Annotated in this window: 20 protein-coding genes and 1 other annotated feature; of the genes, 10 read left to right on the top strand and 10 right to left on the bottom strand. The window is 52.3% G+C overall.

Going from position 1 to position 17471, the window contains the following annotated elements:
* The first annotated feature begins 19 nt into the window (after positions 1–19).
* A complete protein-coding gene (locus tag KNP78_RS06595) occupies positions 20–853 on the top strand; it encodes an undecaprenyl-diphosphate phosphatase (protein ID WP_214823481.1) in 834 nt (277 codons plus the stop codon).
* A gap of 165 nt (positions 854–1018) precedes the next feature.
* Here KNP78_RS06595 and bshB2 read toward each other — a convergent pair whose 3' ends face one another.
* From bshB2 to pdxK, 3 genes are read right to left on the bottom strand one after another with little or no spacing between them, the layout of a single operon-like run.
* Complete coding sequence (gene bshB2, locus KNP78_RS06600) at positions 1019–1672, bottom strand: bacillithiol biosynthesis deacetylase BshB2 (protein WP_034780767.1); 654 nt, start codon at positions 1670–1672, stop codon at positions 1019–1021.
* Positions 1669–2040, bottom strand: a complete 372-nt coding sequence (locus KNP78_RS06605; RefSeq protein ID WP_034780768.1) for a YojF family protein — start codon at positions 2038–2040, stop codon at positions 1669–1671. Before KNP78_RS06605 ends, bshB2 begins: the two co-directional genes overlap by 4 nt.
* 53 nt (positions 2041–2093) lie before the next feature.
* Positions 2094–2918: a pyridoxine/pyridoxal/pyridoxamine kinase gene (gene pdxK, locus KNP78_RS06610; RefSeq protein ID WP_034780769.1), complete on the bottom strand. Its 825-nt coding sequence runs from the start codon at positions 2916–2918 to the stop codon at positions 2094–2096.
* A gap of 187 nt (positions 2919–3105) precedes the next feature.
* Here pdxK and cbpA point away from each other — a divergent pair, with 187 nt between their 5' ends.
* A complete protein-coding gene (gene cbpA, locus KNP78_RS06615; RefSeq protein ID WP_034780770.1) occupies positions 3106–3741 on the top strand; it encodes a cyclic di-AMP binding protein CbpA in 636 nt (211 codons plus the stop codon).
* Positions 3742–3775: 34 nt separating this feature from the next.
* Here the strand turns inward: cbpA and KNP78_RS06620 are convergent, their stop codons facing one another.
* The 3 genes from KNP78_RS06620 to KNP78_RS06630 form a co-directional block, all read right to left on the bottom strand.
* Positions 3776–4300 (bottom strand): GNAT family N-acetyltransferase, encoded by a 525-nt coding sequence (locus KNP78_RS06620; protein WP_214797430.1) that lies wholly within the window; start codon positions 4298–4300, stop codon positions 3776–3778.
* 55 nt (positions 4301–4355) lie between these two features.
* Entirely contained in the window at positions 4356–5243 is an 888-nt protein-coding gene (locus KNP78_RS06625) for a diacylglycerol/lipid kinase family protein (protein ID WP_034780782.1), read from the bottom strand.
* A 93-nt stretch (positions 5244–5336) separates the two neighbouring features.
* Positions 5337–5711, bottom strand: coding sequence for a hypothetical protein (locus tag KNP78_RS06630; RefSeq protein WP_034780785.1), 375 nt, complete (start codon positions 5709–5711; stop codon positions 5337–5339).
* A gap of 159 nt (positions 5712–5870) precedes the next feature.
* Between KNP78_RS06630 and KNP78_RS06635 the strand changes: the two genes are divergently transcribed.
* From KNP78_RS06635 to KNP78_RS06650, 4 genes are all read left to right on the top strand, one after another.
* Complete coding sequence (locus KNP78_RS06635) at positions 5871–6302, top strand: MarR family winged helix-turn-helix transcriptional regulator (RefSeq protein WP_034780788.1); 432 nt, start codon at positions 5871–5873, stop codon at positions 6300–6302.
* Between the two features lie 121 nt (positions 6303–6423).
* Positions 6424–7059, top strand: a complete 636-nt coding sequence (locus KNP78_RS06640; protein WP_029596264.1) for an FMN-dependent NADH-azoreductase — start codon at positions 6424–6426, stop codon at positions 7057–7059.
* Between the two features lie 80 nt (positions 7060–7139).
* Positions 7140–7817: a uracil-DNA glycosylase gene (locus KNP78_RS06645; protein WP_034780791.1), complete on the top strand. Its 678-nt coding sequence runs from the start codon at positions 7140–7142 to the stop codon at positions 7815–7817.
* A 122-nt stretch (positions 7818–7939) separates the two neighbouring features.
* Positions 7940–8135 (top strand) — a binding site (T-box leader).
* Between the two features lie 53 nt (positions 8136–8188).
* The gene (locus tag KNP78_RS06650; protein WP_214823482.1) at positions 8189–9751 is read left to right on the top strand and encodes an aromatic amino acid hydroxylase; all 1563 of its coding nucleotides are present in this window, start codon (positions 8189–8191) and stop codon (positions 9749–9751) included.
* Positions 9752–9791: 40 nt separating this feature from the next.
* Here the strand turns inward: KNP78_RS06650 and KNP78_RS06655 are convergent, their stop codons facing one another.
* Positions 9792–10781, bottom strand: a complete 990-nt coding sequence (locus KNP78_RS06655) for an alpha/beta hydrolase (RefSeq protein ID WP_138860063.1) — start codon at positions 10779–10781, stop codon at positions 9792–9794.
* A 36-nt stretch (positions 10782–10817) separates the two neighbouring features.
* A complete protein-coding gene (locus KNP78_RS06660; protein WP_034780799.1) occupies positions 10818–11639 on the bottom strand; it encodes a Cof-type HAD-IIB family hydrolase in 822 nt (273 codons plus the stop codon).
* 123 nt (positions 11640–11762) lie between these two features.
* Between KNP78_RS06660 and KNP78_RS06665 the strand changes: the two genes are divergently transcribed.
* From KNP78_RS06665 to KNP78_RS06680, 4 genes are all read left to right on the top strand, one after another.
* Entirely contained in the window at positions 11763–12455 is a 693-nt protein-coding gene (locus KNP78_RS06665; protein WP_034780802.1) for a response regulator transcription factor, read from the top strand.
* Positions 12452–13831 carry a sensor histidine kinase gene (locus tag KNP78_RS06670; RefSeq protein WP_214823483.1) on the top strand — a complete coding sequence of 460 codons (1380 nt, stop codon included), beginning with the start codon at positions 12452–12454 and terminating at the stop codon, positions 13829–13831. The genes KNP78_RS06665 and KNP78_RS06670 overlap by 4 nt, the downstream gene beginning before the upstream one ends.
* A gap of 64 nt (positions 13832–13895) precedes the next feature.
* Positions 13896–14261, top strand: a complete 366-nt coding sequence (locus KNP78_RS06675; RefSeq protein WP_205729343.1) for a DUF1499 domain-containing protein — start codon at positions 13896–13898, stop codon at positions 14259–14261.
* Positions 14258–15682, top strand: coding sequence for a dihydrolipoyl dehydrogenase family protein (locus KNP78_RS06680; protein WP_034780806.1), 1425 nt, complete (start codon positions 14258–14260; stop codon positions 15680–15682). The genes KNP78_RS06675 and KNP78_RS06680 overlap by 4 nt, the downstream gene beginning before the upstream one ends.
* A gap of 35 nt (positions 15683–15717) precedes the next feature.
* Here KNP78_RS06680 and KNP78_RS06685 read toward each other — a convergent pair whose 3' ends face one another.
* On the bottom strand, positions 15718–16494 hold the full coding sequence (locus KNP78_RS06685) for a flagellar motor protein MotB (protein ID WP_214788341.1): 777 nt from the start codon (positions 16492–16494) through the stop codon (positions 15718–15720).
* Positions 16472–17254: a flagellar motor stator protein MotA gene (gene motA / locus KNP78_RS06690; protein WP_034780808.1), complete on the bottom strand. Its 783-nt coding sequence runs from the start codon at positions 17252–17254 to the stop codon at positions 16472–16474. Before motA ends, KNP78_RS06685 begins: the two co-directional genes overlap by 23 nt.
* Between the last annotated feature and the right edge of the window lie 217 nt (positions 17255–17471).

Genomic DNA, 17471 nt, shown 5'->3' on the forward strand with positions numbered 1-17471 from the left:
CTGGAGTAGGAGACAGACGATGGAATGGTATGAGTTACTGATTGGATTTTTGTTAGGGGTCGTCGAAGGGATGACAGAGTTCGCCCCGGTCTCGTCGACGGGGCACATGATTCTTGTGGACGACCTATGGCTCAATTCGAGCAGCTTCCTCGGTCAAGAGGTCGCGAACACGTTTAAAATCGTGATTCAGCTCGGTTCGATTTTAGCGGTCATCGTCGTGTTTCGAAGTCGGTTCAAGGAGTTACTGAACCCGAAAGAATTGCTAGCGATTCGTAACAGCGGGCCGACGAACAAATTGAATGTGTTACATATTTTGATTGGGCTGCTCCCGGCCGCTGTGCTCGGGTTGATGTTCGAGGATTACATCGACACACACTTGTTTTCAATCAAGACGGTCTTAATCGGGCTCGTCATCGGCGCGTTCTTCATGATTGCCGCCGATTTGTCAGGCGTGAAGCGTCAGACGACAGCAACGCTCGATGAGATTTCGTATAAGCAGGCGCTCGGTGTCGGCTTGATTCAATGTTTCTCGCTCTGGCCGGGCTTTTCACGCTCAGGGTCGACCATATCGGGCGGTGTCCTCTTAGGGATGAGTCACCGGGCCGCGGCGGACTTCACGTTCATCATGGCCGTACCGATTATGTTCGGTGCTAGTGCGCTCTCGCTCTACAGCAAATGGGAGTACTTCACGATGGCGACCCTCCCGGTCTTCGTCGTCGGATTCATTAGCGCGTTCTTATTCGCGCTGTTGTCAATCAAGTTCTTCTTGAAGTTGATCAATAAAGTCAAATTGACGCCGTTCGCGATATATCGCATCGTGTTGGCGGTTGTCATTTACTTCTTGTACTTCTAAGAAAAAAAGCGCATGTCAGCACATGCGCTTTGAAACCAATGATCCATCAAGTTCGTATAACCAAGTAGAGGTGAGAACATGGAACATATCGTTGTCGTATTGGGAACGTTGATCGGCCTCGGGGCTGTCGGTGCACTCTTGTACATGACACGTCTCGCTTACGAATCATGAGAACGGATAGTGATAGAAACGCTCACGTTGGAGTAACTCCATGACGTGGGCGTTTTCTGCGTTGTCGATGGCCCGCAGCAATCCTTCCGTCTGAGAGCGGTGGGCGAGCAACGCCTCGCGTTTCGCGGCACTCTCGTCGCCGACTTCGATGAGGACGTGCGGCTTTCCGAGTTCCGCTTCGGTGCGATGGTCAAAGGCGACGCCTAAAAACTCTGGACGACTCGCTTCATCCATCTCTTGGAGCGCTCGAACGACCGCTCGTGCTGTCGCCTCATGGTCGGGATGGACGGCGTAGCCCGGGTAGAAGGAAATGACGCGGGCCGGTTTCACTTCTTCGATTAACGCGCTGAACCGTCCAGCGAGTTCCGCTTCGTCTTCGAACTCGACGGTCTTATCACGGAGTCCCCACATGCGGAGGTCGTCGATGCCCATGACGGCACATGCTTCCTCGAGCTCATGCTTGCGAATCTTCGGCAACTCTTCCCGTGTTGTGAAAATCGGCGAGCCCATATTGCGGCCCATCTCACCGAGCGTCAGACAGACGTACGTGACCGGGAAGCCGTTCTTATGGTGTTGGATGATCGTCCCGGCCGAGCTGAACGCTTCATCATCAGGATGCGGAAAAATAACGAGTAACGGTCCATTCATTGGCTTTCCACCTCCGAGGCTCCTTGTGGGAGCGGTTTGATATCTAAGTGTAAGGCGCAGGCGAGGCGACCGAGCCGGTCATGACCGGCGAGCAGGAGCTGGTCCCCATGCTGTTCGTAATCGGTCAATCCTTCGACGTAAAGCCAACCGTGATCGAGCTTCAAGCCGACCCGATATGGACCGTTGCCTTTGATTTGGCCGATGCTGTATTCGATGACGACGTTCCGGATGAACATGCCGGCGTTATGAAAGTCAGGGTCGTTATGCGTCGCATACGCCCCGTTCGTCGTCTCGACGTGAACATAGAGCGGCATGGATACATGCGCGTCCAAGTATGTCTGGATGGTTGTAGGTTGAATCGATTTCACGCGGTTCCCTCCAATGGAAACGATGACCCGAGACATACGTCCCGGGCCACCCGTTAAGATTGTGTTGCTAGTTTTTTACGGTAACCGGTATGGTTCGTCGGGCCAACGTATTGGTTGAGGCGGAACGAGTGACGGACCGCTTCAGTGATAAACTCTTTTCCGATTTGGATAGCCTCGTCGACCGAGTGACCGTTCGCGAGTGAGGCCGCGATCGCTGACGAGAACGTGCAGCCGCCGCCATGTGTGAAGGCAGGCTCGATTTTCTCGCTCTCAAGGAGACGATACTCGTTACCGTCGTAAAGCACGTCGAATGCTGTATCAAACCCGAGCTTGCCGCCGACTTTGACGATGACAATCTCAGCGCCGAGCTCATGGATCAAACGAGCAGCTTCTTTGATTTCATCCATCGTCGAAGGTGTTTTATCGAGACCTGCAAGCATGCGCGCCTCGAACAAGTTCGGTGTGATGATTTTAGCGACCGGTACGAGGTGCTTGCGCATCGCGACCGCGACGTCCGGGTTGAGAATCTCGTCTGCACCTTTACAAGCCATGACCGGGTCAACGACCGCGTTCTGGATGCCGTATTCTTTAATTTTACGAGCGGCGAGTTCGATGATTTCTGGCGTCGGGAGCATGCCTGTCTTGACGGCATCGACACCGATTCCGGCGAGGACCGTATCGATTTGTTTCTCAATCAACGTCGTGTCGATCGGGAATACTTCGTGGTGCCATGCGTTATGCGGGTCTTGAGCCACGATGACCGTGAGTGCGGTCATCCCGTAAACACCGAGCTCTTCCATCGTCTTCAAATCAGCCTGGATGCCTGCACCGCCGCTCGTATCCGAGCCAGCGATCGTTAACGCTTTTTTCATTGTCATAGTCGTTCAATCCCCTTTGTCTGTTTGGATAGTTTCACTATAACGACTTTTTGACGCTACGACAAATTCCGAGGTCGTTTTCGCGCCGGAATAAGTTTCGAAAATTGATGGCAGGATTTCAATCATATTTGGGGAATAGTAATGAATAGGGTGTAGACCACTTTCAATTGGCTAGGAGGAAAACCGCATGTTAGTGCATAGCTTATGCATTCCGAAGAAAGATGTCGTCACAATCAGTGAAAAGGCGACATTACGCGAGGCGCTCGATACGCTCGAAAAGACAGGCTACCGCTGTGTCCCTGTGCTCGATGAGACGGGAACGTTTTTCCGCGGTAATATCTATAAAATGCATATTTATCGCCACGGGATGAGTGGGGCGAGCCTAGATGACAACGTCATGGAGCTCATCAAGAACACGCAAAAGTACGTCCATGAATCGGACGGTTTCTTCAAAGTGTTCTTCTCGATCAAAGAATTACCGTATATCGCGGTCTTAAAAGATGAGAGCAACGAATTCTACGGGATTTTGCCGCACGGGAAGATGCTCGGCATGCTCGAAGAGGCATGGAGTCGTGACACGGGGAGTTATGTCGTCACAATCGCACTCAGTGAGCAAGCGGGGGCGCTTGAGAAGATTACGAAAATCATCAGCAAATACTCATCGATTGCCAGTCTCATGACGCTCGATGCCAAGAGTAAAGTCTTGCGCCGGGTATTGATCACGTTGCCGCCTGATTGCGACGAGCCGAAGAAAGACAAAATCGTCGCGAAACTCGAACAAAAAGGGTTCCGCGTCGTCGAAGTCGAGAATTTAAATAACTGACGAAAGGCCTTCCTCGATGCGAGGAAGGCCTTATTCAATCCAATCGTTTTTCCATCCGGATATCCGGCCAAAATTGACCGTCCCAGTACGTGAACGCCTCGATACGGGCAATCTCCGTGTAGCCGACCTTTCGATAAAGGTGATGAGCCGCTTCATTGAACCCAAACACACCGAGCTCGATGCGAGGCACATTTTGTGCACGCAATCGTTCTTCTAACAGGGTCAGGGCCGTTGTACCGACACCTCTCCCGCGACCGGTCGGCTCTCCAATCACGAGTCCGAGCCAGGCGCTTCCGCGTTCGTTGTCGTACAGATGCGGGGCATCATAGATGATATTCACCTCACCGACGAGCACGTCATCTGCGTAGATGAGGAAGATATCATGGGTCCGGAGGCGGTCCGTCAAGTCTTCGACCGTCATGTGATGTTCGGCGGCGAGTTCTTCCTCCGAGCGGACGGGACGAATCAAATGGACGATTGTCGGGTCGTTGTTCCAACGATTGAACGTTGCGACGATGGCGTTCGACGCTTCCTGTAAAGGGACGAGCGAGATGGTCATCCTTTCCCCTCCTTTCCGTGACGTTCTTTCGCGTTTAAGGGGGAAAATCCTTGTTTCACTCGACCGGCTTCAAAACGTTCAAATGACTCGGGAGTACTTCAAACGTGAGCGGCAGCTGCCCACCCGTGTCGCCGTCGGCATTGACGGGAAGCGATTCTGGTGAGTCGACATGCACGCGTTTCGTCGTGAACGACGTGACGCTGTCCGTTTCTTTCAACTTGCCGGTGAAGAGGGCCGGTGCGAGTTGGACCGCGTCTTTGAAGCCGAGGTTTTCAAATAAGTAGACATGAAGCAAGCCATCGTTCAACTCAGCGTCCGGTTCAAAGTTCTCAAACCCGCCGACCGAGTTCGTGAGGGCGATGACGACCAAATAAGCGTCTCCGTCGAACGTGTGCTCATCGGCTTGGACCGACAGCGCATACGGACTATGTTCGCGGAACGCTTTGATGCCTTCGATCAAGTAGGCGAACGGGCCCCATTTCGTTTTCTCCTCGACACTGACCTCGTCGACGGCCTCGGCGATGAGCCCGATGGCGATGACGTTCATGAAGTAGCCGTTCTCGTATTTGCCGATATCCATCGGTGTCGGTTGCGCCGTCTTGAGCGCCTCGATGGCATCTGCGGGATCGCTCGGGACGCCGAGCGCGCGGGCGAGGTCGTTGACGGTACCGAGCGGGATGATGCCGAAATCAGGACGATGGTCGGCTTCGGCGAGACCGGTGACGGCCTCGTTCAACGTCCCGTCGCCACCCATCGCGATGACGGCTTTATATTGTTTCGATGCCGCTTCTTTTGCGAAATGGGTGGCATCGTCAGCTTTCTCCGTGAACCGGACATCGACGTTACCGTAACGCTCACGTAAGACTTCCTCCGCTGCCGCGGCGTGTTCTTTCCCTAACTCTTTCCCAGACGATGGGTTGACGATTAACATGACTGTATCCATCAAAGCACATTCTCCTTTTCACACTCAGATATTGTCATCTATTCCCGTCATATGCCCAGACTAGTCATAAAAAAAACAACACAGATGTGTTGTTCAGTAGTGCCGGAACGCCGACATATCGAGATGGCTCGCATCCGATTCGTCGACGGCGAGTTCAATCTTCAAATGCTCATGGAACGGTGAGTCAAACGCGCCCATGCAGGCGACCGGTTCATGGTCCGGGACGGGGGACTTGCGTTTCGTTTTGACGAACAAATAGTCCTCACGCGCCAACGTCAACAAAAAGCGCTCGACCGCATGGGGTTCGCGCGTGACGTTCGGCCATGGTAAGTGGTTGAACAATAAAAAGACCGCGCCTTCTTTTTCGAGCGCATAGTCTGGGGCGATCCCTTCCCGGTTCAACAACTCGATGACCGTACTCAAATAGGCTTGTTTAATCGTCAATGAAATCTCGTAATACTCACGCATACCGTCCACCCTTTCTAAAAATCGCAATAATTCCATTCTATACGTTTCAGACAGGGGCGACAATGAAGAAGTTTCTTGACGAAGCGTTTTTCCCACCGTATACTGCTCATGTCCTGCTATACTAAAGGTAAATGATGAACGAATTGAGGTGAAACCGACATGATTGAATCACTCGAATTGAAGGCGTGGATCGTTTTAGCGCGGGCGATGGACGCGATCAGTGACCGTGTAAAGGACGATTTAAGACGCCACCAATTGAATTCAACAGAGTTCGGTGTTTTATCCGTATTGTATAAACGAGGGGATACCCCGCTCCAGCAAATCGGAGATCAAATTTTGATTACGAGCGGCAGTGTCACATACGTGATCGATAAGCTTGAAAAACGTGGCTTGATTGAACGTGTGGCTTGTCCATCTGACCGACGCGTTACGTATGCTTCGTTGACCGAAGAAGGCAAGCGTTTGATGGACGTCGTCTATCCCGAGCATATCGAAATCTTTAAAGACATTTACGGTCCACTTAGTGAAGAGGAGACGGAAATGCTGATCGACCTATTAAAACGGGTCGGTTATAACGCGGCAGGCAAATGACGCCTGCCTGTTTTTTTCGACTCATTTATCTTGAAGTTAAAATAATTGACTGCGAGATATACAGATGATATAGTTCAAACTGTTGTTACAAATAGAGATTACTTTTATGGAGGAACCCATTATGAAAAAGGTATTATACGTATCTGCTAACCCGAAACCGACAGAATTGTCATACAGCAAACAAGTCGCTGAAACATTCATGACGACACTCACGAACGAGAATGCGTCACTCGAAGTTGAAGCGATTGAACTTTACGATGTCGATGTCCAAGAAATCGATGGCGACGTCCTCAGCGCATGGGGCAAATTCGCATCAGGCGAAGCACTCACAGACGTCGAAGCGGCTAAAGTCGCAACAATGAACGGTATGCTCGAGAAGTTCATGGAAGCTGACATGTATGTGTTCGCGACGCCAATGTGGAACTTCTTCTTCCCAGCACGCATGAAAATGTTCCTCGACAGCGTCTTGACGGCTGGTAAAACATTCCGTTACACAGAGCAAGGTCCAGTCGGTCTTCTCGAGAACAAACAAGCGATCCACATCCAAGGTACGGGTGGCATCTACACGGGTACGGACCTCAACTTCGCAGACGCTTACCTCCGTCAAGCGCTCGCATTTGTCGGCGTGACAGAAGTGACGACACTTCCAGTTGAAGGAATGAACCAATACCCAGACAAAATCGAAGAAATCGTTGCTGACGCAAAAGCGAAAGCCGAAGCACTTGCGAAAGAAGTCGCAGGCGCAGTCACAGTATAATTATCAAGGCGAGTCCAATCGGGCTCGTCTTTTTGTGTGCCATCAATTCGGGTATGATAAGACGGAAAGGGGAGAAACACATGGGAGAACAGTTATCAAATCGCCTGCTTGGGGATTGGAGCGACATCATCGCATCCGAGATGGCCGAGCCTTATTTTACTAACTTGAAAGCGTTCGTCGATGAAGCGTACGAGACATCGACCGTCTATCCGGAGCGAGAAGATATTTGGAACGCGTTCGTCTATACGAAGTTCAAGGACGTCAAATGTGTCATCCTCGGGCAAGATCCCTATCACGGACCGAACCAAGCGCATGGACTCAGTTTCTCGGTCCAAGACGGCGTCCGCCTTCCACCGTCACTCCGTAATATCTTTAAAGAATTGCAGGACGATATCGGCTGTAAGGTCCCGACCAGCGGCAATTTGGAGAAATGGGCCCGACAAGGCGTGCTATTGCTCAACACCGCACTCACGGTCGAGGCAGGCAAGGCCGGGTCTCACCGCGGGAAGGGCTGGGAACAGTTCACCGACTCCATCATCGAGCGACTTGGGCAGCGTGAAGAGCCGATCGTGTTCGTCTTATGGGGGAACGACGCGAAGAAGAAACAGAAATGGATTGGCCCGCAACATGCCGTCTTGACGTCGGTCCATCCGAGCCCGCTCTCGTCCCATCGCGGCTTTTTCGGATCGAAGCCGTTCTCGCAAGTGAACGCGAAGTTGAGTGAGTGGGGACAACCTGAAATTGATTGGTGTTTGTGACAGTCTGCAGATGCGGACTGTTTTTTTGTTGACGACATTCAAACGGTCTGTTATCGTTACTACCAACAAGATACTTTAGCGCTTAAAAGCACATGTGCATAGAAGCATAACTGTATAACAGTATAAAAGCGATGACCGAACCGAAGTAGAGACATCTTCCCTGGCCCAGAGAGCGTGTGGTGCTGTGAACACGCCCAAAGGATGAATCGAATTACAGTTCGCGAGCTCTCACTTGTTGAGCGGTCCCCCGTTATCGGAATAGAGTGACTAGACATCGTCTAGTAATCAGGGTGGTACCGCGGCATCGTCGTCCCTATCGAGTGAATCGATAGGGACTTTTTTACGTTCAGTCAATCAAAGGAGGAAACATCATGCTCACACAAATCATTCCACGCCATTTGGCCCCACATATTTCGCCACAGTTCTACGACGAGTACACGCCGACGGATCATGCTGTCTGGCGCTTCGTCTTGCGACTGAACTTGCACACGCTTGAAGGGAAGGCACACCCGTTCTACATCAAAGGGTTGAAAAAGACGGGCATGGGGCCAGAGCGTCTCCCTGACGTTGAAAAGATGACCGAAGAGATGCGAGCGGCCGGTTGGTCGACGGTCGCGGTCGATGGACTCATCCCAGGCGTCGCTTTCTTTGACTTCCAAGGCAACGGCATGTTGCCGGTCGCGACCGATATTCGTAAAGTCGAGAATATTTTGTACAGTCCGGCACCAGATATCATCCACGAGGCGGCTGGTCATGCACCGATGTTGATGGATCCGGAGTTCTCCCAAATCGTGAAGCGGTTCGGACAGCTTGGAGCGAAAGCGTTCATGAATCGTGAAGAACACGCCTCGTTTGCAGCACTGAAACGATTGACCGTCGTGAAGGAGAATGCGAACTCGACGGACGAGGACATCGCGGCAGCCGAAGCGGCGGTTCATGCGGCCAAAGCCCAAGTAACCGGCTTCTCTGAAGCGCAACAAGTCGCCCGCATCTTTTGGTGGACGGTCGAGTTCGGTCTCATCGGTGAGGTGGACAACCCGCTCATCTACGGGGCAGGACTGTTATCATCGGTCGGGGAGAGCCGTCATTGTTTGACTGACGCCGTCACGAAACATCCGTTCAATTTAGAGCACGCACTCGAAACGAAACAGGACGTGACGAATATGCAACGCGAGTTGTTCGTCATCCCGGACTTTGAAGCGTTGAAGGACGCGCTAGACGAACTCGAGTCACGGATGGCGGTCAACCAAGGTGGAATCGCCTCGCTCGAGAAAGCGCTCGCGTCGGGCAGTCAATCGACCGTCCGGCTTGAAGACGGGACGGACCGCGTCGGTGTGATTCGTCACGTGACACGCTCCGGAGCCCATGCGCTCGTCCAGTGGGACGACTGTGTGAACGTCAATCACGGTCAATTGACGAACTTACAGAACCACGGCGTACTCGTTCTCGACGGACCGCTTCAAGACGTATTGGCGACGGCAGGGATTCGACTGGACGGACGCCTCGTCAGCGAGACGACGGAAGCGTTACAGTTCGAAGACGTCATCGTCACGATTGAAGACCGACAAATCCATCTCACGACACTTGAAGTGAGACAAGACACGCTCCCATCGATCTTCCCAGGCACCGAGATTGAAGAACTCGTCATCTTGGAGAAGCCGGTCCAGATCGAACGTGACGCCCGTGTTTGGACGAACGATGACCCGATGTTCAATCGAATTCGCAATATGCGGGAGCAAGGCGAGTCGATTGATGAGCTCGTGCCGACGATTCTTGCCGATCATCCCGATGCTTGGTTGCTCCACATCGAATGTTTGGAGCTCGTCGAGTCCGATGCGCTTCGACAGGCGTTGACGGAACGGTTGCACGCGTTACGTGAGACGTCACCGTCGCGGCATGAGTTGATTGGCCGCGCGCTCGCATTGCTCAACTGACAAAAATAATCCCCGCCCAATGATGGGCGGGGATTATTTGTTAACGCGTCGTTTCACGCAAGAACGTGATTAAACGGCGATACGTGGCACTGGCGGCTGGTTTATCCATCTCAAAATGGTAGTCGTGGCCGAGTGTGTGCTCGTTTCGGTCGTAAAAGACGCTCGTGACGTCCGCACGACCTGAGAGGATCGTCGCAAATTCTTTCGCTTGCGTTTCGAACGAACCGGTGTTGCCATCGGTGATAAACGTCGGAACGAACGTGGCCGGGATATTGACGAGCGGCGACGCTTCCGCGACGACCGGCAAGTCTTCCCAATTGTACGTTCCGAAGTAAGCCCAACCGATCCGTTTGAACAAGAAGCGGTTGACCGCCTTCGATGACTCGATGATGCTTCGTTTCAAGTCATAAGGACCTGACATGAGAATCGTGCCGAGGATCGACGTTTTCGGAACGACTTGATTCACTTCGGCCGATGGTGCGTAGTCGTCGTTCAATTGGATTCCGACGAATTGGGCCACAAGTTGGGCCCCGTTCGAATCGCCCGCAAAGAAGACGCGGTCGAGATCGAGCCGGAAGCGGTCATTGTTTTCAGCGATATACGTGTATGCCTCTTCAAGTTGTTGGAGCGGGACGGGGTACGTGACGTCTGGAGCGAGCGCATAATTGACGCTGACGACGTTGTAGCCGTTGCTTGCGATTGACGTCGCATACTTGAAGACGTCGGCCTTATCGCCACCGACGAATGAACCGCCGTGCACCCAAAAGATGGTTGGGACGATCTGCTTCTCACCTTCGTAGCGAATCAAGTCGAACGTTCCGTTCTCGTAAGCCGAATGGTAGTCGATGTCTTTACGGACCGACGTTTTTTGTACGACTTCCTCGAACCCTTTAATGGCCACTTCGTTCCCGCCGGCAAATGAGGTTTTGACGAGGCGTGAGGTCGGTTTCGGGGACAAGAATACATAGGCGGCACCGGCGACAGCCGTGCCGACGAGTCCGAGTCCCGCCCGTTTCAATCCTTTATTCATCGTAATTCCTCCTTGAATTCAACCTGAGTTGTCCGTTTATCGATCGACGAGGACAGTTCCCATGAACGTTTCGATAACGTGCGCGATCCCGTCTTCATTGTTTGATTTCGTGATGAAGTCGGCTTTGCCTTTGACCGTTGTGTTGGCGTTGCCCATTGCGACCCCAAGCCCGGCCCATTCAATCATCGTCAAGTCGTTGTTCCCGTCTCCGCAAGCGATGACGTGGGCTTGCTCGATGCCGACGTGCTCCGCTAAGAAGGCGAGGCTCGTCCCTTTCGTCACACCCGCTTCTGTGAACTCAAGGAAAAACGGTTTTGAACGCGCGACGGCGAGTTTGCCTTCGAGTTCGACTTGGAGTTTCGTTTCGATTGGAGCAAGCGTGTCGCCGTCACCGAGCATGAGACACTTGACGACAGGCGTCGTGACCGCTTCTTTGAAGTCATCGACATGGATGACCGGCATCCCTGTCAATTCACCTTCGATATCGGTATACGGGTTCGGTTGATCGGTTACGATTTCGTTACCGATGTACGTATGAATCGCGATTTCTTCCCGGACACTGATATCATGGAGATGGGCGACCGTCTCTGGAAGCAATGTACTTGAGAAGATTTCTTCATTTGTCTCACAGTTGATGATTGAGGCACCGTTAAATGAGAGAATATAGCTACCGTATTTGGCGAGCTCGAGCTCTCGGGCTGCGTCCCACATCGCGTACGTCGGACGTCCGCTCGCGAGCACGACTTTATGTCCGCGTTCTTGTACATCCAGCAAGGCAGCTTTCGTTTTGGCGGAAATCGTGTGATCGCTCGTGAGGAGCGTATCGTCCATATCTAAAACAATCATCTTGTAACTCATAATGGTAAGGAGTCCTCCTTCAGAATCTAATGACTCCATCCTAATACGATTTGAGGTCAATTGACAACCTTGTCGCAAAAACGTAACTATTAAGAAGTAGTGAATTTCAGAAGAGGTGGAATGATGAATCGAATATTAGTAGCCGAAGATGAGCATGCGATTCGCAGCTTTATCATCGTTAATTTAAAGCGGGCCGGATTCGACGTCTTTGAGGCGACGAACGGACGCGAGGCGGTCACGGCGTTTGATCGTGAACCGTTCGATGTCGTGTTATTGGATGTGATGATGCCAGAGATGGACGGTTTTGAGGCATGTGCGGCCATCCGTGATTTAGATGAGAATGTCGGTATTATCATGCTGACGGCGCGCACACTCGAAGAAGATAAAATCGAAGGACTCGGCCGAGGGGCGGACGACTACATCGCCAAGCCGTTCAGTCCCGGCGAACTCGTGGCGCGGATTCAAGCACTCCTCCGACGTGTCGAGAAAGTGAAACGAAAAGAGAAGAAGCGATTGAAGTCCGGACCGTTCGCCATCGACTTGGCAGCGAAGCAAGTGACGAAGTATGGGCAGTCGATTGATTTGACCCCGACCGAATACGATTTGATTTGTCACCTCGTCCAAAACGAGGAAGTCGTCTTATCACGTGATGCGCTGTTAGATGCCGTTTGGGGCATCAATTACTTCGGGGACAGAAAGACGGTCGACGTCAACATCCGTCGTCTCCGTCAAAAAATTGAAGATGATCCGAGCCACCCAGCTTATATCGAGACACTGTGGGGGCACGGGTACAAATGGCGGAGACATGACGGATGAAGCAACAGCTCGTCATTCGGATTATGCTCGTCATGACGTTCGTGCTCGTCTTGCTCGTGAGCGTCTTGTCGTACGGAACGTACCGCTACTACTATGAATATGAATCAGAGGCCTTACTTAGCCATGCGACGACGAGTGCCTATCTCTATCCCCAGGCGCAGGTCGGTTTTGAAACACCGAGCGCGTTCTCGGTTCTCGTCCGGACGTTCGGGTATCCAGGCACCGATTTGACGATTGTCGACCGGACCGGTCAAATCATTAAAACGACGGGACAGCGGGCGCAGCAGGCGGCCTTCACATCGGAACAACTGCAAGACCTCGCCCGCGGTGAGTCCGTCGTCCAAGATTACGATGCGGAAGGGAACCACTATTTGTCGGTGACGAGTCCCATCATCACGGACGGCACGAGTGAATTCGCCATCAGCTTCACGCGACCGCTCGCCGAGCTCGATACGTTGATTCGCGAGATTTGGATGGCTGTCGTCATGATTGGTGTCTTGATTTGGCTGGTCGCGCTCTATGCCGTCATTCGGATTGCAGACCGCTTCGTCCGACCGATTCGAGACATCATTGAGACGGCCGATGAGATGGCGCAAGGTGATTTTGACGTCGAAGTCTATTCCAATGAAAAACATGAGCTCGGGGCACTGGCCCGGACGCTGACGTATTTAGGAGCGAAAGTGCAGCAGCATCAGTCGACGCGAAATGAATTTCTATCAAACGTGTCGCACGAGTTGCGGACGCCGCTCACTTCGATCAAAGGGTGGACCGAGACGATTCGCGGCGGGGACGAGAAAGTGTCGGAGGAGACCGAGCTCGGTTTGAGCATCATCCATTCGGAGACGGAGCGGATGATTGGGCTCGTCGAGCAGTTGCTCGATTACACGAAAATTGAAGAGAGCCGGCTCGTCTTGTATCGGCAAGAACTCGACCTCGTATCGCTGTTACGGAAAGTGACGATTCAGTTGAAACAGTCGCTCGAGGATAAACAGATCACCCTCATCGAACGGTACCCCCAAAAATCGATTGGACTGTTTGATGAGAACCGGTTGAAACAAGTATTTTTAAACTTACTCGAGAACGCCATTCGCTTCTCACCCGAAGGTGGGACGTTGACCGTACGGTTCGTGCAATCCGAGCGGGTCGCGTTCATCTCGATTATTGACGAGGGGCCTGGTATCTCACGGGATCACCTGCAACGCATCACGGAAATGTTCTATCAGGCGCAAGTGACGAAAGGCAGCAGTGGTCTTGGTCTCGCGATTGCGAAGGAGTTGATCGAGGCGCACGAAGGAAAGCTCGTCATTGAAAGTGAGGTCGGTCATGGGACGACGGTGACTGTTTTGTTGCCGCTCGATCCGAGCGAACTGCATTAAAAGGGTTAAACCTTCCGAATTCAGGATACATGTAATTGTATGTAGAATGAGGGAGGTTTTTTTCGTGGCAACGAAATCATTGAAGCCATTGTCAGGTAGTCCGAACGCTGTCTCGACCGAAACAGAAATTGAGGCGCTACGCATGGAGCCGCTCCCATACGGGCAAGACCGCGCTGAGAGCATCGAGACAATGAAGATGGTGATGGGGCAACTGCCTCGGACCGAGCTCGTCAAGGAGACGGATGACACGCTCCATTATGTCGTCACGTCGAAAATGATGCGCTTTAAGGATGACGTTGAATTCCGATTCGACGATGAGACAAGACAGATTGAATTCCGCTCGGCATCACGACTCGGTCACTCTGACTTTGGGGTGAACCGGAAACGGATGCAGGATGTGAGTGAACGCTATCGGAGGTTGATGAGATGAAGGATTATCAGTTGATTGTGATTGGTGGTGGCGCGGCCGGGATGACGGTCGCGGCTGGTGCCGCAAACTTAGGCGCAAAGGTCGCCTTGGTCGAGAAGAAAAAACACCTTGGTGGAGACTGTCTTCACGTCGGGTGTGTCCCGTCGAAAGCGCTGATTGCCGCTTCGAAAGAAGCGAGTAGCATGATGCAGGCGGCGCGTGTGCTCGGAGCTGAGTTTGATGGCCGCGACCATTACCAGACGACGAAGGCGCGTGTCGATCGTGCCCGCGCCATTATCCAAGATCATGACGGAACGGAGCGTTTCGAAAAACTTGGTGTCGATGTGTATATCGGCGAGGCATCATTCCAAAGCCCGTACGAGCTTAAAGTCGGAGACGATTTGTTGATTGGGAAAAAGTTTGTCATCGCGACCGGATCGAAACCGACCGTACCGCCGATTGATGGATTGGACAGTGTGCCGTACTTAACGAACGAACAAGTTTTTGAAGAAGAAACGCTGCCAGAAAGTATCATCGTCATCGGCGCCGGCACGGTCGGGCTTGAACTTGCCCAATCGTTCGCTCGTCTTGGAAGCCAAGTGACCGTGCTTGAGGCACAGGACACGTTCTTACCGAAAGAAGATGAGTCTGTCAGCAAATTGCTCCGCTCCCAGCTCGAGATGGCGATGCGTCTGAAAATCGGGGTGAAGGTGAAGCAGATTGCGGAAGAGGACGGACGTATTCACGTCACGACTGAAGTCGATGGCGAGACCGTGACGTATGAGGCTGACAAACTGCTCATGGCGACGGGCCGTAAACCGAGAATTGATGAACTACGGCTCGACCGGGCGCATGTGAACGTGAAAGACGGGTACGTTGATGTCACTTCGACATACCGGACGTCCCAACCCCACATCTTCGCGATCGGTGACACGATCAAGACGTTACCGTTCACGCATGCGGCCGGAGAAGAAGGGAAAGCCGTCGTAGCGAACGCCTTGTTCGGACTATGGAACAAGGTCGACTACACGAAGATGCCGTGGATCACGTTCACGGACCCGGAAGTGTTCCACGTCGGCATGACCGAGGCCGAGGCACGTGAGCGTCACGGCGATGACGTCGAGATTTTTGAAGCGAAACTGTCTGAGGTCGATCGGTTCGTCGCCGACCGTCAAGAGACAGGATTCGTCAAAATCATCACCCGGAAGAACGGTAAGATTATCGGTGGGCACGCGGTCGGAATGACGGCCGGGGATTGGATGCAAATCGTCGTCTATGCGATGCAGCGGGGCGATAAGATCGGTAAACTGTCCCGGATGATCTATCCGTACCCATCGCGTAGCGAAGCGGTCAAGAAGGCGGCCGACTTGTACTGGCGGAAACGTTTGTTCAACAGTCCGCTCACTGAGCTCGCTCGTAAATATTTTGAATGGACGCGGTAACGAAAAAATCCCACTCTCGATCGAGTGGGATTTTTTTATGGCAAAACGATCGTATCAATCATTTTGGGCGATCCTTCTGACAAATCGACGAGTGGTTTAATCAACACTTCGACGCGGCGGTTTTTCGAACGTCCGGCTTCCGTGTCGTTCGTCGCAATCGGTTTGTATTCCCCGTAGCTCGCAAGTGTGAACTGCCCAGGGTTCAAGGCGTCGTTCGTCAACAAGCCGCGCATGAAGGCGGTGGCTCGGGCTGAACTGAGTTCCCAGTTCGACGGGAAGCGGGCCGTGTTGATTGGGATGTTATCCGTATGACCCGATACGACGATTTCACGATTGCCGGCTTGTTCGAGAATACCGCTGATGGAGCGGGCGACTGCTCTAGCATCGCCATCGAGCGTCGCTTCACCCATGCTGAATAGAGCCCGGTCTTGGATCGTCAGGACGAGACCGCTCGAATTGATGGTCGCTTCGATCTCATCCTCGAGTCCATTCTTTTGAATGTATTGATTGACCTCTTCTTTCAACTCATCGAGCTTGGCGAGTTCGTACGTCCGTGGATTCGCCGTCGTGTCCGTTTTGTTCGTGCGGCTAATATCGCTGTTCGAGGCGGTCGAGGCTTGAAACACACTCGTCCCGCCTGAGAACACTTGATTAAAGGACTGGGACATCTTTTCGAGCTTCGTCTGGTCGACGTTACTCGAGGCGAACAAGACGATGAACAAAGCGAGCAGAAGCGTCAGGAGATCGGCATAAGGAATGAGCCAGCCTTCAGGGATATGTTCTTCATGATCATGCTTCTTTTTGCGCTTCATAGTTCGCTCGCTCCTTTGGAGACAAATACACGGCCAACTTATCTTCTAGCGTCTTTGGTGATTCTCCGCCCTGGATGGATAAAATTCCTTCAATCATCATTTCCTTGACGACGACTTCGCTCTTCGAATATTGCTTCAACTTGTTAGCGAATGGGAACCAAAGGACATAGCCACTAAAGATCCCGAACAGTGTCGCGACAAAGGCAGCTGAGATGGCATATCCGAGTTTGTCGATATCCGATAAATCTTTTAATGCGGCGACGAGTCCGATTACGGCCCCGAGGACACCGAGTGTCGGCGCATATGTCCCCGCTTGCGTAAACACGTCGGCGTTCGCCTTATGGCGTATTTCCATGTTCTCGATATCACGAGACATCACTTCGGCGATGTACTCGGACGGTTGGCCATCAATGACCATCATCATGCCTTGCTTCAAGAACGGTTCTTCGACTTGTTCAAGGGCCGTTTCAAGCGATAACAAACCTTCTTTACGCGCTTGCGTCGATAAATCGACGAATTGCGTCAACAGGCCCGATTTACTCGGCAACTCTTGCTTCTTGAATAAAATTTTGAACAGTTGGGGAACCGTCTGTAACTGTTCTTTTGATACGGCGATGCTGACCGCGGCAGCTGTACCGACAAAAATAATGACCAGTGCTGCTGGGTTGATCAGCGGGGCGACCCCTGCGCCTTTCAAAATCATACCGCCGATAAGCGTGAAGAAACCGAGTAAAAGTCCTATTAAAGTGACGACATCCATGTCTATGTTTTCCACCTTTCTAAAGAGATCGGGAGACAAAAAAAGCGAGAGACTTAACTCGTCTCCCGCAAATGCGTTCCCGATGGTTAAGCGCCGTTTTCGTCAATCAGCATTTGAATGCTGATATTTCGTTCTTCACGCTCTATATCGGTTAACACGTCGTATTTTTTTAATAATGCGTACAATTGATTCACAACTTCTTGATCGAGTGACCAAT

The sequence above is a fragment of the Exiguobacterium sp. s28 genome, assembly GCF_018618135.1.
GTDB classification, from domain to species: Bacteria; Bacillota; Bacilli; order Exiguobacteriales; family Exiguobacteriaceae; genus Exiguobacterium; species Exiguobacterium mexicanum_A.